This is a genomic window from Rhizobium changzhiense (assembly GCF_013087625.1).
Taxonomy (GTDB): domain Bacteria; phylum Pseudomonadota; class Alphaproteobacteria; order Rhizobiales; family Rhizobiaceae; genus Rhizobium; species Rhizobium sophorae.
In genome coordinates this window covers 107,369-129,538 of the sequence record NZ_JABFCQ010000001.1, presented here as the reverse complement: position 1 = coordinate 129,538, position 22,170 = coordinate 107,369, and the positions used below count along the sequence as shown (strand labels likewise).

The 22,170-nt window shown below is 60.8% G+C and carries 23 protein-coding genes, 3 tRNA genes and 1 pseudogene; 23 read left to right on the top strand and 4 right to left on the bottom strand.

Features of this window, described 5'->3' with window-relative positions; all coding sequences use genetic code 11:
* The first annotated feature begins 113 nt into the window (after positions 1-113).
* Positions 114-515, top strand: a complete 402-nt coding sequence (locus G9X68_RS00675) for a (R)-mandelonitrile lyase (protein ID WP_244956081.1) — start codon at positions 114-116, stop codon at positions 513-515.
* A 109-nt stretch (positions 516-624) separates the two neighbouring features.
* Here the strand turns inward: G9X68_RS00675 and G9X68_RS00670 are convergent, their stop codons facing one another.
* Positions 625-1,230 (bottom strand): class I SAM-dependent methyltransferase, encoded by a 606-nt coding sequence (locus G9X68_RS00670; protein ID WP_171600876.1) that lies wholly within the window; start codon positions 1,228-1,230, stop codon positions 625-627.
* A gap of 165 nt (positions 1,231-1,395) precedes the next feature.
* On the opposite strand from G9X68_RS00670, the gene G9X68_RS00665 reads away from it, so the two are divergent.
* Positions 1,396-1,749 (top strand): hypothetical protein, encoded by a 354-nt coding sequence (locus G9X68_RS00665; RefSeq protein ID WP_171600875.1) that lies wholly within the window; start codon positions 1,396-1,398, stop codon positions 1,747-1,749.
* 133 nt (positions 1,750-1,882) lie between these two features.
* Positions 1,883-2,431, top strand: a complete 549-nt coding sequence (locus tag G9X68_RS00660; protein ID WP_064649098.1) for a glutathione peroxidase — start codon at positions 1,883-1,885, stop codon at positions 2,429-2,431.
* Positions 2,432-2,542: 111 nt separating this feature from the next.
* Here the strand turns inward: G9X68_RS00660 and G9X68_RS32255 are convergent, their stop codons facing one another.
* The 3 genes from G9X68_RS32255 to G9X68_RS00650 all read right to left on the bottom strand — a co-directional run bounded on the left by G9X68_RS32255 (position 2,543) and on the right by G9X68_RS00650 (position 3,813).
* Complete coding sequence (locus G9X68_RS32255) at positions 2,543-2,755, bottom strand: hypothetical protein (RefSeq protein WP_342355307.1); 213 nt, start codon at positions 2,753-2,755, stop codon at positions 2,543-2,545.
* 482 nt (positions 2,756-3,237) lie between these two features.
* Positions 3,238-3,636, bottom strand: a complete 399-nt coding sequence (locus G9X68_RS00655) for a hypothetical protein (RefSeq protein ID WP_171600874.1) — start codon at positions 3,634-3,636, stop codon at positions 3,238-3,240.
* A gap of 101 nt (positions 3,637-3,737) precedes the next feature.
* Positions 3,738-3,813, bottom strand: a tRNA-Val gene (locus G9X68_RS00650).
* 404 nt (positions 3,814-4,217) lie between these two features.
* Between G9X68_RS00650 and G9X68_RS00645 the strand changes: the two genes are divergently transcribed.
* The 20 genes and pseudogenes from G9X68_RS00645 to G9X68_RS00550 all read left to right on the top strand — a co-directional run bounded on the left by G9X68_RS00645 (position 4,218) and on the right by G9X68_RS00550 (position 22,161).
* Positions 4,218-4,294: transfer RNA gene (locus G9X68_RS00645), tRNA-Asp, on the top strand.
* Between the two features lie 84 nt (positions 4,295-4,378).
* Positions 4,379-4,455 (top strand) — tRNA-Asp (locus tag G9X68_RS00640).
* A 246-nt stretch (positions 4,456-4,701) separates the two neighbouring features.
* Positions 4,702-5,067 carry an NADH-quinone oxidoreductase subunit A gene (locus G9X68_RS00635; RefSeq protein WP_010055493.1) on the top strand — a complete coding sequence of 122 codons (366 nt, stop codon included), beginning with the start codon at positions 4,702-4,704 and terminating at the stop codon, positions 5,065-5,067.
* The gene (locus G9X68_RS00630; RefSeq protein WP_003547368.1) at positions 5,058-5,642 is read left to right on the top strand and encodes a NuoB/complex I 20 kDa subunit family protein; all 585 of its coding nucleotides are present in this window, start codon (positions 5,058-5,060) and stop codon (positions 5,640-5,642) included. The genes G9X68_RS00635 and G9X68_RS00630 overlap by 10 nt, the downstream gene beginning before the upstream one ends.
* A gap of 18 nt (positions 5,643-5,660) precedes the next feature.
* Complete coding sequence (locus tag G9X68_RS00625; RefSeq protein WP_003558447.1) at positions 5,661-6,263, top strand: NADH-quinone oxidoreductase subunit C; 603 nt, start codon at positions 5,661-5,663, stop codon at positions 6,261-6,263.
* Between the two features lie 46 nt (positions 6,264-6,309).
* Positions 6,310-6,695 (top strand): annotated as a pseudogene (locus G9X68_RS00620) (four helix bundle protein).
* A 60-nt stretch (positions 6,696-6,755) separates the two neighbouring features.
* Positions 6,756-7,946: an NADH-quinone oxidoreductase subunit D gene (locus G9X68_RS00615; protein WP_025394094.1), complete on the top strand. Its 1,191-nt coding sequence runs from the start codon at positions 6,756-6,758 to the stop codon at positions 7,944-7,946.
* Positions 7,946-8,218: a hypothetical protein gene (locus G9X68_RS00610; protein ID WP_025394095.1), complete on the top strand. Its 273-nt coding sequence runs from the start codon at positions 7,946-7,948 to the stop codon at positions 8,216-8,218. Before G9X68_RS00615 ends, G9X68_RS00610 begins: the two co-directional genes overlap by 1 nt.
* 16 nt (positions 8,219-8,234) lie before the next feature.
* Positions 8,235-9,401, top strand: coding sequence for an NADH-quinone oxidoreductase subunit E (locus tag G9X68_RS00605; protein ID WP_171600873.1), 1,167 nt, complete (start codon positions 8,235-8,237; stop codon positions 9,399-9,401).
* Between the two features lie 10 nt (positions 9,402-9,411).
* Entirely contained in the window at positions 9,412-10,716 is a 1,305-nt protein-coding gene (gene nuoF / locus G9X68_RS00600) for an NADH-quinone oxidoreductase subunit NuoF (RefSeq protein ID WP_003558451.1), read from the top strand.
* 2 nt (positions 10,717-10,718) lie between these two features.
* Complete coding sequence (locus G9X68_RS00595; protein WP_171600872.1) at positions 10,719-11,438, top strand: 5' DNA nuclease; 720 nt, start codon at positions 10,719-10,721, stop codon at positions 11,436-11,438.
* A 218-nt stretch (positions 11,439-11,656) separates the two neighbouring features.
* Positions 11,657-13,738, top strand: a complete 2,082-nt coding sequence (gene nuoG, locus G9X68_RS00590) for an NADH-quinone oxidoreductase subunit NuoG (protein ID WP_171600871.1) — start codon at positions 11,657-11,659, stop codon at positions 13,736-13,738.
* A 12-nt stretch (positions 13,739-13,750) separates the two neighbouring features.
* Complete coding sequence (gene nuoH, locus G9X68_RS00585; RefSeq protein WP_018241596.1) at positions 13,751-14,794, top strand: NADH-quinone oxidoreductase subunit NuoH; 1,044 nt, start codon at positions 13,751-13,753, stop codon at positions 14,792-14,794.
* 40 nt (positions 14,795-14,834) lie between these two features.
* Positions 14,835-15,326 carry an NADH-quinone oxidoreductase subunit NuoI gene (gene nuoI / locus G9X68_RS00580; protein WP_003547385.1) on the top strand — a complete coding sequence of 164 codons (492 nt, stop codon included), beginning with the start codon at positions 14,835-14,837 and terminating at the stop codon, positions 15,324-15,326.
* Between the two features lie 141 nt (positions 15,327-15,467).
* Positions 15,468-16,082 (top strand): NADH-quinone oxidoreductase subunit J, encoded by a 615-nt coding sequence (locus G9X68_RS00575; protein ID WP_033180330.1) that lies wholly within the window; start codon positions 15,468-15,470, stop codon positions 16,080-16,082.
* A 23-nt stretch (positions 16,083-16,105) separates the two neighbouring features.
* On the top strand, positions 16,106-16,414 hold the full coding sequence (gene nuoK, locus G9X68_RS00570) for an NADH-quinone oxidoreductase subunit NuoK (protein WP_027685143.1): 309 nt from the start codon (positions 16,106-16,108) through the stop codon (positions 16,412-16,414).
* 7 nt (positions 16,415-16,421) lie between these two features.
* Positions 16,422-18,422 (top strand): NADH-quinone oxidoreductase subunit L, encoded by a 2,001-nt coding sequence (nuoL, locus tag G9X68_RS00565; RefSeq protein WP_171600870.1) that lies wholly within the window; start codon positions 16,422-16,424, stop codon positions 18,420-18,422.
* Positions 18,422-19,933 carry an NADH-quinone oxidoreductase subunit M gene (locus G9X68_RS00560; RefSeq protein WP_171600869.1) on the top strand — a complete coding sequence of 504 codons (1,512 nt, stop codon included), beginning with the start codon at positions 18,422-18,424 and terminating at the stop codon, positions 19,931-19,933. The genes nuoL and G9X68_RS00560 overlap by 1 nt, the downstream gene beginning before the upstream one ends.
* Positions 19,934-19,951: 18 nt before the next feature.
* On the top strand, positions 19,952-21,397 hold the full coding sequence (nuoN, locus tag G9X68_RS00555; protein ID WP_138387550.1) for an NADH-quinone oxidoreductase subunit NuoN: 1,446 nt from the start codon (positions 19,952-19,954) through the stop codon (positions 21,395-21,397).
* On the top strand, positions 21,397-22,161 hold the full coding sequence (locus G9X68_RS00550; protein WP_171600868.1) for a biotin--[acetyl-CoA-carboxylase] ligase: 765 nt from the start codon (positions 21,397-21,399) through the stop codon (positions 22,159-22,161). Before nuoN ends, G9X68_RS00550 begins: the two co-directional genes overlap by 1 nt.
* The last annotated feature ends 9 nt before the right edge of the window (positions 22,162-22,170 follow it).

Sequence of the window (22,170 nt, the reverse complement as noted above, 5' to 3'; positions counted from 1 at the left end):
CACTATCAGCCGGGTGACTTTGCGGCAATTGTCGATCCGGCTTTGATTGGTCGCCCCGATGAAATATCGTTCTGCTACAAGGCTTCAACCGCATGGATGGAAAAGGAAAGATCATGGAGATCAAACCCGTCGGCTCTCGCCCCTCGACGAAGCCACCGGCCGACTATTTCACCGGCGCCGTTCGCCAGGATCCGCTGATGGAAGCGCCGGCGCCGGCCCGGGCGAGGGCGGTCTCCGTCACCTTCGAACCCGGCGCCCGGACGGCCTGGCATACGCATCCGCTCGGCCAGACGCTGATCGTGACATCAGGCAAGGGTCTCGCCCAAAGTTGGGATGGGGACATCCGCGAAATCCGTGCCGGCGATACCGTCTGGTTCGCGCCGGGCGAAAAACATTGGCACGGTGCTGCCCCGGATACGGCGATGACGCACATCGCCATTCATGAGGCGCTGGACGGCAATCACGTCGACTGGATGGAAAAGGTCAGCGACGAGCAATATTCCGGCCAAGCGTAAAGCATGTCACGCAAAAGTGTGCAGCGGTTTTGCGGTAAAGACATGCGCAAAACCAAAGGCCTAAAGCGCGTGAAGCGAATCTGAAAGATCGCGCCGCGCTTTAGACTGATCAGAGCCTCTTCAGGCAATAGGAAAAATGCGCGTGCGATTCGACCGTCAGGAACTCGAATTGCCAGCCGTAATCCTTGCAGAACTTGGTGACCGCCTCGACGACGCCATAGACGATCGGCTTCACCGTATTGCCGGTGCAGAAATCATGCCCGGCAATGCGCCCCGTCCGCTTCACTTTCTTTTCGCAGAGCAGCAGCTCCTGCCAGGTGAGCTCGAAGGAATGGTCGGTGTCGATATAGGCCCAGTCGAGGAAATCGTCCTCGAATTCGGCAAGTTTGTCGAGCGACGTGCCTTGCATCAGATGCAGCCGGCCGGCCTCGATCTCGGCGGCGAAATTCGTGTGGATCGCGTCAAGCCCGGAGCTGTAGCGATCCATCGACCAGGGATCGATGAGATAGAGCTGCGCCGGGCGATTCTTTTCCAGGATCTCCGCCGTATATTCGCCGAAGGCTGCCCCCACTTCGACGCCGATGCCGCCATTTGGGATCCGGTAGAGCAGCTCGCCGCGGTCCGGCAGCAGACGGGCGTTTTCCATATGATGGGCGCTGAGCGGAGTGCGCGGCATGCTCGCCCGGAGCGCCTGCCTGTCTTCACGTGTCTTCATCTCTGATCTCAGGATTGCGGGCGACTGACGGCCCTGATGCGGTTCGAGGGGAAGGTAGGAGCAGCCGGCACCGATGACAACCGCATGACAGGAATTTGCTTCTTTCGGACAAACCGCTAAGTTCCATCTGTGAACTGACGAAAAAGCCTCGGGAGGAGCGATTTCATGAGACGCATGTGGCCTGAAGAATTCAACGCCATCATCAGCAGCGCTGAGGAGGTGATGTTGGAAACACCAGCCGAGGCCGGCGAAGCGCCGCTGCAGCGGAAGGCGCTGAAGGCGCGAATCACCATGCAGGATTACGAGCGGATCTGGCCGCTCGCCGAGATGCGCTTCCGGCTTGGCGAAAGAGATGGCAAGGCCATCACCCTGATCACCACCAATCCCCATTACCATGCCTGGCACCCGAAGGACGGTGGCAGCGTCGATTCCGTGTCGGACAGCGGTCGCCATTACAAGACGGATTATCTCGTCGTGCACTTCCTGCTCGACGACGTGAAGGAAACGTCTCCCGCCTGAGGTGCTGAGGCCCGGTGCGGCCGGAAGCCGCACCGGCGTCCTGTGGAAGCCAAGTTGATCCCGACGCTGATGACAACGGCGGCGATATTGCTAAGCTTGGGCGAAACATATCCTTACGAAATTGGAGGTTCCCGTGACGGGCAATGTGCTGGATATCCCGGTCAAGACTGTGGATGGTCGCGAGACCACGCTGAACGAATACAAGGGCAGGGTGCTCCTGGTCGTCAATGTCGCCTCGAAATGTGGGCTGACCGTCCAATATGAGGGACTGGAAAAGCTCTATGGGGAAAAGCGCGAGCGCGGCTTCGTCATCGCCGCCTTTCCCGCCAACGACTTCAAGGGCCAAGAGCCCGGCACCGACGCCGAGATCCTCGATTTCTGCACCAGCACCTACGACGTCACATTCCCGATCTTCTCGAAGATCTCGGTCAAGGGCGAGGCCCAGCACCCGCTTTATCGGCAGCTGACCAAATCGGGTGTCGCGACGACGGGCGACGGCCCGATGCGCGAACGCCTGAAATCCCACGGCATGACAGGCGGTGACGAAGACGACATCCTCTGGAACTTCGAAAAATTTCTGATCGGCCGCGACGGCAAAGTCGCCGCCCGCTTCGCGCCGGATGTGACGGCAGACGATTCGCGGCTGGTTTCGGCGGTGGATAAAGAACTGGCGAAGGGATGAATGGTGGGCGATGAGCACCCACCGGACAACGGGATGCTCATTACCCCGATCACGCTCTCACATCTCAGTCGGAGAAAATGAGAAAACGCATCCGGTGCCGTTCCAAGATCCTCAGATCCCAAGCACGGTCACAAGCGGGGGCGTAAAGTCCTTGAAGCCCACTCTCGGCCAGTCGCACCTCTTGTCGAATTTCGTCTTTGGTTCGTGGCGCTGGCATTGCGGATTCGTCTTGAATGCATATCCGGGCAGGGCGACGTATATGGCACTTGGCGTGCCAAGGGCAATCGTGATGCACAGCGTCAATGCGGAGCGCAGGGTCCTCATGGCACACCTCCAGGCGTGATGAACCTTCAAGCGCGGAGACTTTCCGGGCGACGAATTCTCCCACTTTTGCTGGCCTCTATCCATTCGCCCAATAGGAGGTGGTGCGGCGGCTGGGAGTAGTCCGTTTTATGGAGCGCTGGCTTTCGGACGGCGCGCATCTGAAGCCGCCGGGCGCAGCCTTGCTGCGCCGGAACGTCTTGCCGGATGCCGCCTAGAGAACGCAGTCCTGCCCACAACTCGGACCGTGGCGTGCCGCCGCACGGGGGCATCGGCCAGCCGGTTCACCCGATAGGGAGGGTCGTGACGAACCGATAGGCGGCGGGTGGGATTTAGCAACGATCACCGCTTCGCTTTGCGTCGGATCTAACGGCGGACGATTCGCGGCTGGTGTTGGCGGTGAATCCAGAACTGCCGAAGCGATGAGATGGTGGCGATGAGTGCCCGCCAGACGGCAAGGCGTGCCCATCACCCCAATCACATGGTCACATCTGCGTCAGAGAAAATGAGAAGGCGCATCGGGCGCCGCTCATAAATGAAACGCGGTTTTGGAAAAACGAAAACGTATATTTATCGCCACTTTGACCGCTGTCTCTGAAAGACGCGGGGAATCGGCTGATGGTGCTTAAGACGCCGCGCTGGCTGGCTTTGCTGATTTCCAAGCTGCAGGCCGAATTGTCCGCATCGACCGAAAAATTAATCGGCAGATCTGACGGCATTCTCAGGAGATATGTTCTGGCTTCACGCGCCGGGGTTTCTCCCGAGGTTGTAATCGCCTGATCCCCGGCAGACAGGAACACCTCTTGCGCCGGCTCTCTGGCAATGCATGGCGGCGCAGCCAGGCTGGCGAGAAGCAGCGTAGAGATAATCGCAACGGTTTTCATGAGGTGTCTCCTGACAAAACACCTTGCGCAGATCCTGATCGGATTAGCGAGCTAATTCGGAAGCCTCAATCTGATGAACAAGCAGCAGGAAAGTTTGGAAATGGTGGGCGATGAGAGACTCGAACTCCCGACATCCTCGGTGTAAACGAGGCGCTCTACCAACTGAGCTAATCGCCCATCGCAAACGAAGCCGGATCGGCCTGCCGCGTTGGTGGCCGTGATCTATGCGGATCGCGGCAAAACCGCAAGAGTGTTTGTGAAGATTTTTTGATTTTTTTGGTGGCCGTCCCGTATCTTGCAATGCCACGTAGGTTCGGCTCGGCTGTGGAAAAGTGAGGGGAGGGCAGCGAGCCTCTCCGTTTCGAAGGCACTGCGTCTGCGCCTGAGCATGGCTGCGGAAGACGGAAGTGCCGGCTTTTGTTCGTATGGCGCCCAACCCGCCGAAACAATTCACGGACTGTCATTGTTTTGTCTCCAAACCTGCTTGACACTAAAAGGCGAACCCCGTAGTTAGCCGCTCATCGAAACGGGCAGCCGTTTTGGAGAGGGTGCGAAGGCATCCGGACTGCTTGAAATGAATTGCGGGTGTAGCTCAGTTGGTTAGAGTGCCGGCCTGTCACGCCGGAGGTCGCGGGTTCGAGCCCCGTCACTCGCGCCATTTCAAGTCTTGTAAAACGCAGATGTGATTTGTCGTTTGTCCGGTTCTCTTTATCCTCGCGGCCGCAAAATGGCCGGTCAATGCGCGGGTGTAGCTCAGTCGGTTAGAGTGCCGGCCTGTCACGCCGGAGGTCGCGGGTTCGAGCCCCGTCACTCGCGCCATTTCTTCCGAAAGCCATGCAGTTTCCGATGGTCAGGCATGCAGGTTCAAACGGCTTGCACGGATTTGTCGCGACATCGTTGCATCTGCTTGATAATGTCCGCGCGACACGCGTCGAATTGCCTCTGTAAAAGTCTTGCGCCGGGGCCTCGGCTGCGCTAACCACGGCTTGTTGCAACGCACGTTCGCTTGCCGGGCATTTGCCCAAATGCGCCGCCTGGCGTCTCCGGCAAGCAGGGATGAACATGATGACTGAACTGCTCAGTTCTTATATTCCAATCGCTATCTTCATTGCTATCGCGCTTGTCATCGGCCTGGCGCTGCTCATCGCGCCGTTCGCCGTGGCTTTCAAAGCGCCCGATTCGGAAAAGCTCTCGGCTTACGAATGCGGCTTCAACGCTTTCGACGACGCCCGCATGAAGTTCGACATCCGTTTCTACCTCGTGTCGATCCTCTTCATCATCTTCGACCTCGAAGTCGCCTTCCTCTTCCCCTGGGCCGTCTCCTTCGGTGCCATTGGCTGGTTCGGCTTCTGGTCCATGATGGTCTTCCTTCTCGTGCTGACCATCGGCTTTATCTATGAATGGAAGAAGGGAGCCCTGGAATGGGAGTAGCCCCTGTGAGCAATCAGCCGCTTGTTGCGCAGCAGCCGAAGGGGATTATCGATCCCTCGACCGGCAAGCCGATCGGCAGCAACGACCCATTTTTCGGCGAGATCAACAATGAGCTTGCCGACAAGGGGTTCCTCGTCACCTCGACCGATGAGCTGATCAACTGGGCCCGCACCGGCTCGCTGATGTGGATGACCTTCGGTCTTGCCTGCTGCGCCGTCGAAATGATGCAGCTGTCGATGCCGCGTTATGACGTCGAGCGCTTCGGTTTTGCACCGCGCGCTTCGCCGCGCCAGTCCGACGTGATGATCGTCGCCGGCACGCTGACCAACAAGATGGCGCCCGCTCTGCGCAAGGTCTACGACCAGATGCCAGAGCCGCGTTATGTCATCTCGATGGGCTCCTGCGCCAATGGCGGCGGCTATTATCACTATTCCTATTCTGTCGTGCGCGGCTGCGACCGCATCGTGCCGATCGACATCTACGTGCCGGGCTGTCCCCCCACGGCAGAGGCGCTGCTTTACGGCGTGCTTTTGCTGCAGAAGAAGATCCGGCGTACCGGTACGATCGAACGCTAAGGGTTAAGGACAAGGCATATGAGTGAAGCCCTGACTGAGCTTGCGTCCTACCTTGGCGAAGCGCGCGGCAACCTGATCGCCGCATCGCAGATGAAGTATGGCGAACTGACGTTGACGACGACGGGTGAAAACCTGGTCGCGCTGCTGACCTTCCTGCGCGACGACGCCAAATGCGGTTTCGTCAACCTGATCGATATTTGCGGCGTCGACTGGCCGCAGCGCGAGCTGCGTTTCGACGTCGTCTACCACCTGCTGTCGCCGAAGAAGAACCTGCGCATCCGTGTCAAGGTCGCAACGGATGAAGATACGCCGGTTCCTTCGGCCTGCCCCGTCTATCCCGGCGCCGACTGGTTCGAGCGCGAGACCTGGGACATGTATGGCGTGCTATTCACCGGCCATCCGGACCTGCGCCGCATCCTGACCGACTACGGCTTCGAAGGCCATCCGCTGCGCAAGGACTTCCCGACCACCGGCTTCGTCGAAGTACGCTACGACGACGCGGCAAAGCGCGTCGTCTACGAGCCGGTTGAACTGAAACAGGAATTCCGCAATTTCGACTTTATGTCGCCTTGGGAAGGCACGGAGTATGTGCTGCCGGGGGATGAAAAGGCGAAGCAGTAGTCTTAGGCATCAGGCAGAAGCCAGCAGGCAGTAGTGACAAGGGAGAATGGCGGCGGCGATTAATTCCTATCAGGATCTTAAGGTGTGGCAGCAGTCCATGGATCTTGCGGTTGAATGTTACGGCCTCACAAAGGAATTTCCAAAAGAGGAAATTTATGGCCTTACCTCCCAGGTAAGACGTTCGGCAGCGTCCATTGCGGCAAACATCGCGGAAGGTTACGGACGCGAATCAACGGGTGATACGTGCACCACTTGAAAATTGCCCAAGGGTCTTTGAAGGAGTTGGAAACGCATCTGATACTCTCGACGCGAATAGGAATTGCCACGGTGTCGCAAACCCAGTTGGCGCTTTCCTTGATCGCAGAAGTAGGAAAGATGCTGTGGTCGCTCATTCGCCGCCTGCAGGATGGACGGAACGAACATGAGAATTGAAAACTACACTATTGCCTATTGCCCACTGGCTTATGCCTGCAATAGCGGAGCGCGTTGCAAATGACCGAACATAACGTCCGCAACTTCAACATCAATTTCGGACCGCAGCATCCGGCGGCGCACGGCGTTCTTCGTCTTGTCCTGGAGCTTGACGGCGAAATTGTGGAGCGGGTCGATCCGCATATCGGCCTTTTGCATCGCGGCACCGAGAAGCTGATCGAGACCAAGACCTATCTGCAGGCCGTGCCCTATTTCGATCGCCTCGACTACGTCGCGCCGATGAACCAGGAACATGCCTATGCGATGGCCGTCGAAAAGCTGCTCGGCATTGAGATCCCGATTCGCGGCCAGCTGATCCGCGTTCTCTATTCGGAAATCGGCCGCATCCTGTCGCACCTCCTGAACGTCACGACGCAGGCCATGGACGTCGGCGCGCTGACGCCGCCGCTCTGGGGCTTCGAAGAGCGCGAAAAGCTGATGGTGTTCTATGAGCGCGCCAGCGGTTCGCGCATGCACGCCGCCTATTTCCGTCCGGGCGGCGTCCACCAGGATCTGCCCGAACAGCTCGTGCAGGATATCGGCGCCTGGTGCGACCCGTTCCTGAAGGCGCTCGACGACATCGACAACCTGCTGACCGGCAACCGCATCTTCAAGCAGCGCAACGTCGATATCGGCGTCGTCTCGCTGGAGGAGTGCTGGGCTTGGGGCTTTTCCGGCGTCATGGTGCGCGGTTCGGGTGCGGCCTGGGATCTGCGTCGCGCCCAGCCCTATGAATGTTATTCCGATCTCGAATTCGACATCCCGATCGGCAAGAATGGCGACAACTACGACCGCTATCTGATCCGCATGATCGAGATGCGCGAATCGGTCCGCATCATGAAGCAATGCGTCAACCGCCTGCTCTCGGATGCCAGGACCGGTCCCTTCTCGTCGATCGACGGCAAGGTCGTGCCGCCGAAGCGCGGCGAGATGAAGCGCTCGATGGAAGCGCTGATCCACCACTTCAAACTCTATACCGAAGGCTATCACGTGCCGGCTGGCGAGGTTTACGCCGCCGTCGAGGCGCCGAAGGGCGAGTTCGGCGTCTATCTCGTCTCCGACGGCACCAACAAGCCCTATCGCTGCAAGATCCGCGCCCCGGGTTACGCCCATCTGCAGGCGATGGACTTCATGTGCCGCGGCCACCAGCTTGCCGACGTCGCGGCTGTCCTCGGCTCGCTCGACATCGTCTTCGGCGAGGTGGACCGCTGATGCAGCTTCTGCCGCTGGCCGTCGCAATCCTTCTTTCGGCATCCGGGGTTTCGGCTCAGGAGTCCGATAGCCTTGGCACGCCGCTGGGGCACAAGGAGGAGACGCCGCCGGCGCAGCAATCGTCCATGGGCGAGCTTTTGTCCAAGGGCTATCAGATCAAGGCTGCCATTCCGAACGGCAGCAAATTCGTGGTGTTTATGCAAAAAGACCAGTCGGCCTATGCCTGCGAAATGCAGTCTTTGACCGCTTCGCGGTGTGGAACCCTAAACTGACAAGGCGTGAGAAAGAATGTCCGTTCGTCGATTAGCCGAAGATCAATTCCAGCCTGCCGCATTCGCCTTCAGCGATGACAATGCGGTCTGGGCGGACAAGACGATCCAGAAATACCCCGCCGGCCGCCAGCAATCGGCGGTCATCCCGCTGTTGATGCGGGCGCAGGAGCAGGACGGCTGGGTCACGCGTGCGGCGATCGAAAAGATCGCCGACATGCTGGACATGGCCTATATCCGCGTGCTCGAGGTCGCGACCTTCTACACGCAATTCCAGCTGCATCCGGTCGGCACCCGCGCCCATGTGCAGGTCTGCGGCACGACGCCCTGCATGCTGCGCGGCTCGGAAGCGCTGATGTCGGTCTGCAAGAGCAAGATCCATGCCCATGCCTTCGAGCGTAATGCCGAAGGCACGCTCTCCTGGGAAGAGGTCGAATGTCTCGGGGCCTGCGTCAATGCGCCGATGGTGATGATCGGCAAGGACACTTATGAGGATCTGACGCCGGAGCGTCTCGAAGAGATCATCGACATTTTTGCCGCCGGCAATGGCGCCAGCATCAAGCCCGGTACGCAGATCGACCGGGTGTTTTCGGCGCCTGAAGGCGGCCCGACCTCGCTGACGACCGAAGAGCCGAAGGTAAGGGCGCGCGCCAAGAAGGCCGATGCCGAAACCGTGTCGGCTCCGGTCGACGCCGCGCCGGTTCCGCCCTCCGAGGCCGCCCGCCCGAAGAGCACGGATGCCGAGACCAACCCGGCCCTGAAGACGCCGGCAACGGCGCCGAAGGCGGCGGCGAAAAACGCCAAGGCAGCCGAGGAGCAGCCGGTCTCCGGCACTGCGGCTGCCGAGCCGGCGCCGAAGGCTGCCGTCAAGGCCGAAGCCGCTCCGACGGTAAAGCCTGCTTTGACCGACAAGAACCGTCCGGCCGGCATCGAAAAGCCCGCCGCGCCGGACGATCTGAAGATGATTTCGGGTGTCGGCCCAAAGATCGAGGCAACGTTGAACGAAATCGGCATCTTCACCTTTGCGCAGGTCGCAGGCTGGAAGAAGGCCGAACGCGAATGGGTCGACGGCTATCTGAACTTCCGCGGCCGCATCGAGCGCGATGACTGGGTCAAGCAGGCCAAGGCGCTCGCCAAGGGCGGGGAAGCGGAATATATCAAGGTCTTCGGCAAGAAGCCGCGGTAAGAGGTGAAGCATGTTACAAGATAAAGACCGCATCTTTACCAACATCTACGGCCTTAAGGACAAGTCCCTGAAGGGCGCGATGAGCCGCGGCCACTGGGACGGCACCAAGCAGATCCTCGAAAAGGGCCGCGACTGGATCATCAACGAGATGAAGGCGTCTGGCCTTCGCGGCCGTGGCGGCGCCGGTTTCCCCACGGGACTCAAATGGTCCTTCATGCCGAAGGAAAGCGATGGCCGCCCGCATTATCTCGTCGTCAACGCCGACGAATCGGAACCCGGCACCTGCAAAGACCGCGACATCATGCGCCACGATCCGCATACGCTGATCGAAGGCTGCGTCGTTGCCAGCTTCGCGATGGGCGCCAATGCGGCCTATATTTATGTGCGCGGCGAATATATCCGCGAGCGTGAAGCGCTGCAGGCGGCGATCGACGAATGCTATGACTATGGCCTGCTCGGTAAGAACAACAAGCTCGGCTGGGATATGGACATCTTCGTCCATCACGGTGCCGGCGCCTATATCTGCGGCGAGGAAACCGCACTGCTCGAAAGCCTCGAGGGCAAGAAGGGCCAGCCGCGCCTGAAGCCGCCGTTCCCGGCCAATATGGGCCTCTACGGTTGCCCGACGACGGTCAACAACGTCGAATCGATCGCCGTTGCGCCGACGATCCTGCGCCGCGGCGCCGGTTGGTTCTCGGCCATCGGCCGTCCGAACAATGTCGGCACCAAGCTGTTCATGCTCTCCGGCCACGTCAACAAGCCGTGCACGGTCGAAGAGGAAATGGGCATCACCTTCCGCGAACTGGTCGACCGCCATGCCGGCGGCATCCGCGGTGGCTGGGACAATCTGCTTGCCGTCATTCCAGGCGGGGCATCCTGCCCGATCGTTCCGGCCAAGGACATCATCGACTGCCCGATGGATTTCGACGGCCTGCGCGGCGTCGGATCTTCCTTCGGCACGGCCGCCGCGATCGTTATGGACAAGTCCACCGACGTCATCAAGGCGATCGCCCGTATCTCCGCCTTCTTCAAGCATGAGAGCTGCGGCCAGTGCACGCCCTGCCGCGAAGGCACGGGCTGGATGTGGCGCGTGATGGAACGCATGGCCAAGGGCAATGCCCAGAAGCGCGAAATCGACATGCTGTTCCAGGTAACGAAGCAGATCGAAGGCCATACCATCTGTGCGCTCGGCGACGCCGCCGCATGGCCGGTGCAGGGTCTGATCCGTAACTTCCGTCCCGAGATCGAAAAGCGCATCGACCAGTATACGGCAAGCGCGCTTGATCACGGCGCGGTTCTGGAGGCGGCTGAATAATCATGGCGGACATTGCATCCAAGGGTAGGAAAAACGAAGAGGCCGCCGATTTCGCGGCGGGTTTCGGCCGCCTTGCCGCCGAGATGCTTGAAAATGCACAGGCAATGCCGGTGCATCCGCTGATGGCGCATCCGGCTGCAGCCTTTGCCGCCGCAACCGCGATCGGCTTCGGTTTCTCGACGCAGATGGCCGGCGCCTTCTTCGGGGCCTGGCAGAGCGCGCTGGAAGCCACCAGCAAGGTCGCTGCCGCCCTCGATGACACGCCGCCGGACGAGCCGGCGGCCGATGTCGATATCCGGCCGGAGAATATTCGCCCTGCCGTCAAGGCTTTCACCGAGCCGGCGGCAGAGAAGAAGGCAGGGCCGACACTGACGGTCGTCAAGCCGGTCAGCGAGCCGATCCCAGCCAGCCAGACGAAGCCCGTCAGCCAAACGAAGTCAGTCAGCCAGACGAAGCCCGGCCAGCCGAAGCCGGCCGTGAAGGCGAAACCGGTTGCGCGGGCTGTTAAGGCCGACGATCTCAAGCTGATCGCCGGCATCGGTCCAAAACTGGAGCAGGTGCTGAACGCCAAGGGCATTCGTAGCTTCGCTGCGATCGCCGCCTGGACCGACGAGGAAATCGCCCGGTTCGACGCCGAGCTCGGCTTCAACGGCCGTATCGGCCGTGACGACTGGACCGGCCAGGCGAAAGTTCTGGCAGGGCGGGGCCGCAGAAAGAAATGAACTGTCCGGCCGTGTCAATCGGCCGGGAAAATGGGCAGATCGGCGGACGGGCGGGGGCCTCAAGATGCCGGTGCGGGTTCCGGACCTGGAACGCGCGACAGAGAATTTGGGCGACATCAGATGTCGGCAGGACGAAAGATCCGGCTTGGCAATGAGAGTGCTGCAAAAATAGGTTTGTTTGCCGTCATCAGGCAAACGGGAAACAGGACTGAGCGACGATGGCAAAACTGAAGATTGACGGCAACGAGATCGAAGTTCCGGATCATTTCACGCTATTGCAGGCGTGCGAGGATGCCGGTGCCGAGGTTCCGCGCTTCTGCTTCCATGAGCGCCTGTCGGTTGCCGGCAATTGCCGCATGTGCCTTGTCGAGGTGAAGGGCGGCCCGCCGAAGCCGCAGGCTTCCTGCGCCATGAGCGTGCGCGATATCCGCGGCGGCCCGAACGGCGAACTGCCTGAGGTCTTCACCAACACCCCGATGGTCAAGAAGGCCCGCGAAGGCGTGATGGAATTCCTGCTGATCAACCATCCGCTCGATTGCCCGATCTGCGATCAGGGCGGCGAATGCGACCTGCAGGACCAGGCGATGGCCTTCGGCATCGACACCTCGCGCTATCAGGAAGACAAGCGCGCCGTCGAGGACAAGTATATCGGCCCGCTCGTCAAGACGGTGATGAACCGCTGCATCCACTGCACGCGCTGCGTCCGCTTCACCACCGAGGTCGCCGGCATTTCCGAACTCGGCCTGATCGGCCGCGGCGAGGATGCCGAGATCACCACCTATCTCGAACAGGCGATGACCTCCGAGCTGCAAGGCAACGTCGTCGACCTTTGCCCGGTCGGGGCGCTCACCTCGAAGCCCTTCGCCTTCACCGCGCGCCCGTGGGAGCTGAACAAAACCGAATCGATCGACGTCATGGATGCCGTCGGTTCGGCGATCCGCGTCGACACCCGTGGCCGCGAGGTCATGCGTATCCTGCCGCGCGTCAATGAGGCGATCAACGAGGAGTGGATTTCCGACAAGAGCCGCTTCATCTGGGACGGCCTGAAGACCCAGCGCCTCGACCGGCCCTATGTTCGCCGCGACGGCCGCCTGCAGCCCGCCACTTGGGCCGAAGCCTTTGGCGCCATCAAGGCCGCCGTCGGCGCCACCTCGGGCGACAAGATCGGCGCAATCGCCGGCGACCTTGCTTCCGTCGAGGAAATGTATGCGCTCTCCGAACTGGTGAAGTCGCTGGGGTCGGTCAATCTCGACTGTCGCCAGGATGGGGCGGCACTCGATCCGTCGCTCGGCCGTGCAAGCTACCTCTTCAACCCGACCATATCGGGCATCGACCAGGCCGATGCGCTGTTGATCATCGGCGCCAATCCGCGCTTCGAGGCAGCCATCCTCAACGCCCGCATCCGCAAGCGCTGGCGCCGCGGCAAGTTCCCGATCGGCGTGATCGGCGAGCCGGGCGAACTGCGCTACAACTATGATTACCTCGGCGGCGGTCCCGACACGCTGAAGGATCTGGTCGACGGCACCCACGCCTTCGCGGACGTGCTGAAGAACGCAGCCAAGCCGATGATCATCATCGGCCAGGGCGCGCTGTCGCGCACCGATGGCGCCGGCGTTCTCGCCAGTGCCGCCAAGCTTGCCGGCGCGGTCGGTGCGGTCGTCGAAGGCTGGAACGGCTTTGCCGTCCTCCATACCGCTGCCTCGCGTGTCGGCGGCCTCGACCTCGGCTTCGTGCCGGGCGCCAAGGGCGTCAATGCCGCCGAGATGCTGAGCGCGATGGACGTGCTCTTCCTGCTCGGTGCAGACGAACTCGACTTCACCGTCAAGAAGGCCAAGCTCACCGTCTATATCGGCTCGCATGGCGATAACGGCGCGCATCATGCCGACGTCATCCTGCCGGCCGCAGCCTATACCGAAAAGTCCGGCACCTGGGTCAACACCGAAGGCCGCGTCCAGATGGGCAACCGCGCAGGTTTTGCGCCGGGTGACGCCCGCGAGGACTGGGCGATCATCCGTGCCCTTTCCGACGTGCTCGGCAAGAAGCTTCCCTTCGATTCGCTCAGCGAATTGCGTGTCCGGCTCTATGCCGCTTTCCCGCATTTCGCTGCCATCGACGAGATTGCCGAAACCGATAGCGCCCAAATTGCCGCAGTTGCGAAAAAAGCCGGCAAGATGAACAAATCCGGGTTTGCGTCGCCGGTGAAAGACTTCTATTTGACGAACCCGATAGCACGTGCCTCGGCTGTCATGGCGGAGTGCTCGGCATTGGCCCGCAACAACTTCAAAGTCGCGGCAGAGTAAGGGCAGGGGACTATGGATTCTTTCTTTTCGACCTATGTCTGGCCGGCGATCATCATGATCGGTCAGTCGCTGCTGCTTCTCGTCTGCCTGCTCGTCTTCATCGCCTACGTGCTGCTCGCCGACCGCAAGATCTGGGCGGCCGTGCAGCTGCGCCGCGGCCCGAACGTCGTCGGTCCCTTCGGCCTGTTCCAGTCCTTCGCCGACCTTCTGAAGTTCGTCTTCAAGGAGCCGATCATTCCGGCCGGCGCCAACAAGGCGGTGTTCCTGCTGGCTCCGCTGGTGACGGTGCTTCTGGCGCTGTCCACCTGGGCGGTGGTGCCGCTTGCCGACGGATGGGTGATCGCCAACATCAATGTCGGCATCCTCTATATTTTCGCGATTTCCTCGCTCGAGGTTTACGGCATCATAATGGGCGGCTGGGCTTCGAACTCGAAGTATCCGTTCCTCGGCGCGCTGCGTTCGGCGGCGCAGATGGTGTCCTATGAAGTCTCGATCGGCTTCGTCATCGTCACCGTGCTTCTCTGCGTCGGCTCGCTGAACCTGACCGATATCGTCAATGCGCAGCATACCGGCCTCGGCACCATGCTCGGCCTGCCGGCGTCGTTCCTCGACTGGCACTGGCTGTCGCTGTTCCCGATGTTCATCATCTTCTTCATTTCGGCACTTGCCGAGACGAACCGTCCGCCCTTCGACCTTCCGGAAGCGGAATCGGAACTCGTTGCCGGCTTCATGGTCGAATACGGCTCCTCGCCATACATGATGTTCATGCTCGGCGAATATGCGGCCGTCTGCCTGATGTGTGCGCTGACGACGATCCTCTTCCTCGGAGGCTGGCTGCCCCCGGTCGATATCTGGATCCTCAACTGGGTCCCAGGCATCATCTGGTTCACGCTGAAGGCCTGCCTGGTGTTCTTCATGTTCGCGATGGTCAAGGCCTTCGTTCCGCGCTACCGCTACGACCAGCTCATGCGCCTCGGCTGGAAAGTTTTCCTGCCGCTGTCGCTCGCCATGGTCGTCATCGTTGCATTCGTGCTGAAACTGACGGGTTGGGCATGATGATGCCCGCTCTCGTTTTCGGCAAAATTGGAGGTTGAAGATGGCTAGCTTGTCCGGCTCCATCAGCTCGCTGTTTCTCAAGGAATTCGTCGGCGCGTTCTTTCTGTCGATGCGCTATTTCTTCCGCCAGAAGGCGACGATCAACTATCCCTTCGAAAAGGGCCCGGTCTCCCCGCGTTTCCGCGGCGAGCATGCGCTGCGCCGTTATCCGAACGGCGAGGAACGCTGCATCGCCTGCAAGCTCTGCGAGGCGATCTGTCCTGCCCAGGCGATCACCATCGAGGCGGGTCCCCGCCGCAACGACGGCACGCGCCGTACGGTGCGTTACGACATCGACATGGTGAAGTGCATCTATTGCGGTTTCTGCCAGGAAGCCTGCCCGGTCGACGCGATCGTCGAAGGCCCGAATTTCGAATTCGCGACGGAAACCCGCGAAGAGCTCTATTTCGACAAGGCGCGGCTTCTGGATAACGGAGACCGGTGGGAGCGCGAAATCGCCCGCAACATCGCGATCGACTCGCCGTACCGCTGATCGAGTTTTGAAATGCCGTAACGGAGCTTGAGCGCTTCGGTCGCGGTCAATATGCACAGGAGTTTTGCCGGTCAGCCGCGCAAAGTTCTATCGGGCAGAAAAACTCCCGGCTGCCCGGGGGAAGATGAAAAAGGCACCAACATGGGTCTGCAGGCTCTATTTTTCTATCTTTTCGCCTTTGTCGCGGTGGCGTCGGCGTTCATGGTCATCTGGGCGAAGAACCCGGTTCACTCAGTTCTGTTCCTGATCCTGGTATTCTTCAACGCGGCCGGCCTCTTCCTGCTGGCCGGTGCCGAATTCCTGGCGATGATCCTGCTCGTCGTCTATGTCGGTGCCGTCGCCGTTCTCTTCCTCTTCGTGGTGATGATGCTCGATATCGACTTCACCGAACTGAGGGCAGGGGTTCTCGAATATGCGCCGATCGGCGGGCTGATCGGGGTGATCCTGGCGGCCGAACTGATCGTCGTCATCGGCGGCAGCGTCATCTCGCCGGAGATCGCCAAGTCCGTCGCCATGCCGATCCCGGCGCTGAGCGAGCGCACCAATACGGCTGCCCTCGGCGACGTGCTCTATACAAACTACGTCTATTTCTTCCAGATCGCCGGTCTGGTGCTCCTGGTCGCCATGATCGGTGCGATCGTGCTTACGCTGCGGCATCGCACCAACATCAAGCGGCAGAATATTCCCCGGCAGGTTGCCCGCACGCCCGCCACCGCCGTCGAGGTGGTCTCGGTCAAGCCCGGGCAGGGCGTCTAAAGGCAGGTCAAGGAACAAAGAACATGGTCATCGGACTTTCCCACTACCTGACGGTCAGCGCCATCCTCTTCACGCTCGGCGTCTTCGGCATCTTCCTCAACCGGAAGAACGTCATCGTCATCCTGATGTCGATCGAACTGATCCTGCTTGCCGTCAACATCAACATGGTCGCCTTCTCCCATTTCCTGAACGACATCGTCGGCCAGGTCTTCGCGCTGTTCATCCTGACGGTCGCGGCTGCCGAAGCGGCGATCGGTCTTGCAATTCTCGTTGTCTTCTACCGCAACCGCGGCTCGATCGCGGTCGAAGACGTCAATATGATGAAGGGCTGAGTGGCTCATGTTCCTCTATAAGGCTATCGTCTTTCTTCCCTTGATCGGTGCGATCGTCGCCGGCCTTTTCGGCCGCGCCATCGGCGCCAAGGCTTCGGAATATGTCACCAGCGGCCTGATGATTATCGCCGCCATCCTGTCCTGGGTCGTTTTCTTCACCGTCGGCATGGGCCATGCCGAAGGCGGTCCGATCAAGGTCGAGGTGCTGCGCTGGATCCAGTCCGGCGGCATCGACGTCTCCTGGTCGCTGCGTGTGGATACGCTGACTTCAGTCATGCTGATCGTCGTCAACACTGTCTCGACGCTGGTGCATGTCTATTCGATCGGCTACATGCATACCGATCCGCATCGTCCGCGCTTCTTCGCCTATCTCTCGCTCTTCACCTTCGCCATGCTGATGCTGGTGACCGCTGACAACCTTGCCCAGATGTTCTTCGGCTGGGAAGGCGTCGGTCTCGCCTCCTATCTGCTGATCGGCTTCTGGTTCAAGAAGCCGTCGGCGACGGCCGCGGCGATGAAGGCCTTCATCGTCAACCGCGTCGGCGACTTCGGCTTCGTGCTCGGCATTGCCGGCGTCTTCGTGCTGTTCGGCTCGATCAACCTCGACACTATCTTCGCCAATGCCTCGAACTTCGCCCCGCATGAGGGCGCCGGCGAAGCAGGCGAGGTGATCCTCAACCTCTTCGGCATGCAGCTCGACAAGGCGCATGCGCTGACCGGCATTTGCCTGCTGCTCTTCATGGGCGCTATGGGCAAGTCGGCGCAGTTCCTGCTGCACACCTGGCTGCCTGACGCGATGGAAGGCCCGACCCCGGTCTCGGCCCTCATCCATGCCGCCACCATGGTCACCGCCGGCGTCTTCCTCGTCGCCCGCATGTCGCCGCTCTTCGAACTGTCGCACGATGCGCTTGTCGTCGTCACCGTGATCGGCGCGATCACCGCCTTCTTCGCGGCAACCGTCGGCCTCGTGCAGAACGACATCAAGCGCGTCATCGCCTATTCCACCTGCTCGCAACTCGGCTACATGTTCGTGGCGCTCGGGGTAGGGGCCTATGGCGCGGCGATCTTCCATCTCTTCACGCATGCCTTCTTCAAGGCGCTGCTCTTCCTGTGCGCCGGCTCGGTCATCCACGCCGTCGATGGCGAGCAGGACATGCGCTACATGGGCGGCCTGCGGCCGCACATCAAGGTGACGTTCTGGCTGATGATCATTGGCACGCTGGCGATCACCGGCGTCGGCATTCCCTTCACGCCGATCGGCTTTGCCGGCTTCTTCTCCAAGGACGTGATCATCGAGGCGACCTATGCATCGCATTCGCCGGTCTCGGGCTTCGCCTTCTCGCTGCTGGTCATTGCGGCTCTGTTCACCAGCTTCTATTCCTGGCGCCTAATCTTCATGACCTTCTTCGGCAAGCCACGCGCTTCGCATGAGGTCATGCACCACGTCCACGAGTCGCCGCAGGTCATGCTTGTGCCGCTCTATCTGCTGGCGATCGGCGCGGTGCTTGCGGGCGTGATCTTCGAGGGCCGGTTCTACGGCGAGGAATATGCCGAGTTCTGGAAGGGTGCGCTCTTTACCGGCGCCGAGAACGAACTGGTCGAAGAGTTCCACCATGTGCCGGCACTCGTGGCTTTGAGCCCGTTCATCGCCATGGTGCTCGGCTTCGTCACCGCCTGGTACATGTATATCCGCTCGCCGCAGACGCCGCGCATCCTGGCGCAGCAGCACCGCGTGCTCTACCAGTTCCTGCTCAACAAGTGGTATTTCGACGAGCTCTACGACTTCCTCTTCGTCCGCACAGCCAAGGCGCTCGGTCGCTTCTTGTGGAAGAAGGGTGATGTCGGCGTCATCGACACCTACGGCCCGAACGGTGTCGCCGCCCGCGTCGTCGCCGTCACCGATCGCGTGGTGCGCCTGCAGACCGGTTACCTCTATCACTACGCCTTCGCCATGCTGATCGGCATTGCGGCGCTCGTTACCTGGATGATGCTCGGGAGTTCCTTCTGATGACCGATTGGCCTATTCTTTCAACGGTCACCTTCCTGCCGCTGGTCGGCGTGGTGCTCCTGCTATTGATGAACGGCGAGAGCGAAACCGGCCGGAAGAACGTGCTGTGGATCTCGCTGATCACCACCGTCTTCACCTTCGTCGTCTCGCTCTTCATCTGGACCGGCTTTGACAACGCCAATCCAGGCTTCCAGATGGTCGAGAAGCATAACTGGCTCGGCACCGGCATCGGCTACCACGTCGGCGTCGACGGCATCTCGATGCTGTTCGTCATCCTGTCGACCTTTCTCATGCCCTTCTGTGTGCTGGCGAGCTGGCTCTCGATCGAGAAGCGCCTGAAGGAATATATGATCGCCTTCCTCATCCTCGAAACGATGATGATCGGCGTCTTCGTCTCGCTCGATATCGTGCTGTTCTACGTCTTCTTCGAGGCGGGCCTCATTCCGATGTTCCTGATCATCGGTGTCTGGGGCGGCAAGGACCGCGTCTATGCGAGCTACAAGTTCTTCCTCTATACGCTGCTCGGCTCGGTGCTGATGTTGCTCGCCATCATGGCGATGTACTGGCAGGCCGGCACGACCGATATCACCGCGCTGCTCGCCTATAAGTTCCCGCCGGCGCTGCAGACCTGGTTATGGCTAGCCTTCTTCGCCTCCTTCGCGGTGAAGATGCCGATGTGGCCGGTCCATACCTGGCTTCCCGATGCCCACGTTCAGGCGCCGACGGCAGGCTCGGTGATCCTGGCCGGCGTGCTCTTGAAGCTCGGCGGCTACGGTCTCATCCGTTTCTCGCTCGGCATGTTCCCGGTCGCGTCCGATTATTTCGCGCCGCTCGTCTTCGCCTTGTCCGTCATCGCCATCATCTACACCTCTCTGGTGGCGATGATGCAGGACGATATCAAGAAGCTGATCGCCTACTCCTCCGTGGCGCACATGGGCTACGTGACCATGGGCATCTTTGCCGCCAACATGCAGGGCGTTCAGGGCTCGATCTTCCAGATGCTCTCGCACGGCATCGTCTCCGGCGCGCTCTTCCTCTGCGTCGGCGTCGTCTACGACCGTACCCACACCCGCGAGATCAACGCCTATGGCGGCCTCGTCAACAACATGCCGAAATATGCCGTGGCGATGATGGTCTTCACCATGGCCAATGTCGGGCTTCCCGGCACGTCGGGCTTCGTCGGCGAATTCCTGACGCTGATCGGCGTCTTCCGGGTCAACACCTGGGTGGCGCTCTTTGCCGCCACCGGCGTCATCCTCTCGGCCGCTTACGCGCTTTGGCTTTATCGCCGGGTGATCTTCGGCGCGCTGGAAAAGGAAAAGTTGAAGGCGCTGCTCGATCTTTCGCCGCGCGAACAGCTGATCCTCTACCCGCTGGTCGCGCTGACCATCTTCTTCGGCGTTTACCCGGCTCCGGTCTTCGATGCGACGGCCGCCTCGGTGGATCTGCTGGTCAACAACTACACGGCCGCCGTGCACGCAGCGCAGAATGTTGCGCTGTCTATGAAATGATGACGGGACTTATTGGACATGACCGCTGAAACAATTCTCCTCAGTCTGCATCTTTCCGCGCCGGAGCTCATCCTCGCGGTCGGCGCCCTTGTCCTGTTGATGGTCGGCGTCTTCTCAGGCGAGCGGTCGGGCCTTGTCGTCACCGGCCTCGCCATCGTCCTGCTGCTGGCCTCCGGCCTGTGGCTGCTCTTCGTGCCCGCAGAAGGCCTCGCCTATGGCGGCGTCTACATGGCCGACGGCTTCTCGCGCTTCATGAAGCTGGTGGCGCTCATCGGTTCGCTGGTCGCCATGTTCATGTCGATCGGCCACGCACGCGAAAATCAGCTCGACAAGTTCGAGTTCCCGGTTCTCCTGGTGCTTGCGACCCTCGGCATCCTGCTGATGATCTCGGCCAACGACCTGATCTCGCTCTATCTCGCGCTGGAACTGCAGTCGCTGGCGCTCTACGTCGTCGCCGCAATCAACCGCGACAGCCTGAAGTCGACCGAAGCCGGCCTGAAATATTTCGTCCTCGGCGCGCTTTCCTCCGGCATGCTGCTCTACGGCATGTCGCTGGTCTACGGCTTCACCGGCCACACCCACTTCTCCGAAATCGCCCAGGCGCTGTCCGTCGAGGGCGCGCGTTCGCTCGGCCTGATCTTCGGCCTGGTTTTCATCCTCGCCGGCATCGCCTTCAAGATCTCGGCCGTTCCCTTCCACATGTGGACGCCGGACGTTTATGAAGGCGCGCCGACACCGGTCACCGCCTTCCTTGCCGCAGCACCCAAAGTCGCCGCCATGGCGATGATGACCCGCATCGTCATCACCGCCTTCCAGCCGGTTCTGGCGGACTGGCAGCAGGTCGTCGTCTTCATTTCGATCGCCTCGATGCTGCTCGGCTCGTTTGCCGCGATCGGCCAGAAGAACATCAAGCGGCTGATGGCCTATTCCTCGATCGGCCACATGGGTTATGCGCTGGTCGGCCTTGCCGCCGGCAACCAGACCGGCGTCACCGGCGTCATGCTTTACATGGTCATCTACATGGTCATGACGCTCGGCACCTTTGCGATCATCATGTCGATGCGCCGCAAGGACGGCACCGTTGTCGAAAATGTCGACGATCTCGCCGGCCTCTCCACAACGAACCCGTTCATGGCCGTGGTACTGACGGCGCTGATGTTCTCGCTCGCCGGCATCCCGCCGCTCGCCGGCTTCTTCGCGAAGTACTTCGTCTTCGTTGCCGCCATCGAAGCCAAGCTCTATGCGCTCGCCATCATCGGCGTTCTCGCCTCGGTCGTCGGCGCTTACTATTATCTGCGTGTCATCAAGCTGATGTGGTTCGATGAGGCGACCGGCGAATTCGCCCGTGTCTCCGGTTCTCTGCGTCTGGTCTTTGGTCTCTCCGGTCTCTTCGTCACCGCCTATGTCCTCATCGGCGGCCCGATCGGCGGTGCGGCAGAGCTAGCTGCTGCGACGCTCTTTTGATGGCTTCCGACGGACGGCGCCGGATATCGCTCGGCGATTTCAGGCACGAGGCTCTGTCGGAAACATTGTCCACCAACAGCGAATGCCTCGCCCGGGCTCGGGCGGGCGATGGCGGCAATCTCTGGGTGACCGCCGAAAGGCAGACGGGCGGCCGCGGCCGCCGCGGCAGGCTCTGGGTTTCCGAGCGCGGCAATCTCTACGCTTCTCTTCTCCTGATCGACCCGGCGCCGATGGAGCGCCTTGGTTCTCTGCCGCTGGCGATCGCCGTTGCCGTGCACCAGGCGATCCGCAGGGTGCTGCCACTGGGCGCCGAGCCGCTCGAGGTCAAATGGCCGAACGATATTCTCATCGGTCGAAAGAAGACCTGCGGCATTCTCGTCGAAGGCGAGGGGCTGCCGGACGGACGTTACGCGCTGATCATCGGCATTGGCATCAATATCTCTGTCATGCCCGACAATCCGCTCTACCCCGTCACCTGCCTGCGCCAGCAGGGAAGTGCGGCTTCGCCGGAGGAACTCTTCGCGCATCTCTTCGCCGCGACGGCGGAAGTGCTTGAAATATGGGACGAGGGCCGCGGCATCGGCGAGATCACGGCGCTCTGGCGCGCCATCGCCTGCGGCATCGGCGAAAAGATTACGGTGAATTTGCCGGACAGATCGATTTCCGGACAATTCGCCGGAATTGATGATAATGGCTTGTTGATGCTCGATACCGGCACTGGCAGGATAATGCCCATTGCTGCCGGTGATGTGTTTTTTGGATAGCGGAACAAA

Bases quoted from the DNA above. Each gene is read 5' to 3' on its own strand.
- G9X68_RS00670 (WP_171600876.1), bottom strand. From the start codon at position 1,230: ATGAAGACACGTGAAGACAGGCAGGCGCTCCGGGCGAGCATGCCGCGC.
- nuoH (WP_018241596.1), top strand. From the start codon at position 13,751: ATGGATTCTTTCTTTTCGACCTATGTCTGGCCGGCGATCATCATGATC.
- G9X68_RS00635 (WP_010055493.1), top strand. From the start codon at position 4,702: ATGACTGAACTGCTCAGTTCTTATATTCCAATCGCTATCTTCATTGCT.
- G9X68_RS00655 (WP_171600874.1), bottom strand. From the start codon at position 3,636: ATGAAAACCGTTGCGATTATCTCTACGCTGCTTCTCGCCAGCCTGGCT.
- G9X68_RS00605 (WP_171600873.1), top strand. From the start codon at position 8,235: ATGTCCGTTCGTCGATTAGCCGAAGATCAATTCCAGCCTGCCGCATTC.
- G9X68_RS00575 (WP_033180330.1), top strand. From the start codon at position 15,468: ATGGGTCTGCAGGCTCTATTTTTCTATCTTTTCGCCTTTGTCGCGGTG.
- G9X68_RS00675 (WP_244956081.1), top strand. From the start codon at position 114: ATGGAGATCAAACCCGTCGGCTCTCGCCCCTCGACGAAGCCACCGGCC.
- G9X68_RS32255 (WP_342355307.1), bottom strand. From the start codon at position 2,755: ATGAGGACCCTGCGCTCCGCATTGACGCTGTGCATCACGATTGCCCTT.
- G9X68_RS00630 (WP_003547368.1), top strand. From the start codon at position 5,058: ATGGGAGTAGCCCCTGTGAGCAATCAGCCGCTTGTTGCGCAGCAGCCG.
- nuoF (WP_003558451.1), top strand. From the start codon at position 9,412: ATGTTACAAGATAAAGACCGCATCTTTACCAACATCTACGGCCTTAAG.
- G9X68_RS00625 (WP_003558447.1), top strand. From the start codon at position 5,661: ATGAGTGAAGCCCTGACTGAGCTTGCGTCCTACCTTGGCGAAGCGCGC.
- nuoL (WP_171600870.1), top strand. From the start codon at position 16,422: ATGTTCCTCTATAAGGCTATCGTCTTTCTTCCCTTGATCGGTGCGATC.
- G9X68_RS00550 (WP_171600868.1), top strand. From the start codon at position 21,397: ATGGCTTCCGACGGACGGCGCCGGATATCGCTCGGCGATTTCAGGCAC.
- G9X68_RS00595 (WP_171600872.1), top strand. From the start codon at position 10,719: ATGGCGGACATTGCATCCAAGGGTAGGAAAAACGAAGAGGCCGCCGAT.
- nuoI (WP_003547385.1), top strand. From the start codon at position 14,835: ATGGCTAGCTTGTCCGGCTCCATCAGCTCGCTGTTTCTCAAGGAATTC.
- G9X68_RS00610 (WP_025394095.1), top strand. From the start codon at position 7,946: ATGCAGCTTCTGCCGCTGGCCGTCGCAATCCTTCTTTCGGCATCCGGG.
- G9X68_RS00665 (WP_171600875.1), top strand. From the start codon at position 1,396: ATGAGACGCATGTGGCCTGAAGAATTCAACGCCATCATCAGCAGCGCT.
- G9X68_RS00615 (WP_025394094.1), top strand. From the start codon at position 6,756: ATGACCGAACATAACGTCCGCAACTTCAACATCAATTTCGGACCGCAG.
- G9X68_RS00560 (WP_171600869.1), top strand. From the start codon at position 18,422: ATGACCGATTGGCCTATTCTTTCAACGGTCACCTTCCTGCCGCTGGTC.
- nuoK (WP_027685143.1), top strand. From the start codon at position 16,106: ATGGTCATCGGACTTTCCCACTACCTGACGGTCAGCGCCATCCTCTTC.
- nuoN (WP_138387550.1), top strand. From the start codon at position 19,952: ATGACCGCTGAAACAATTCTCCTCAGTCTGCATCTTTCCGCGCCGGAG.
- nuoG (WP_171600871.1), top strand. From the start codon at position 11,657: ATGGCAAAACTGAAGATTGACGGCAACGAGATCGAAGTTCCGGATCAT.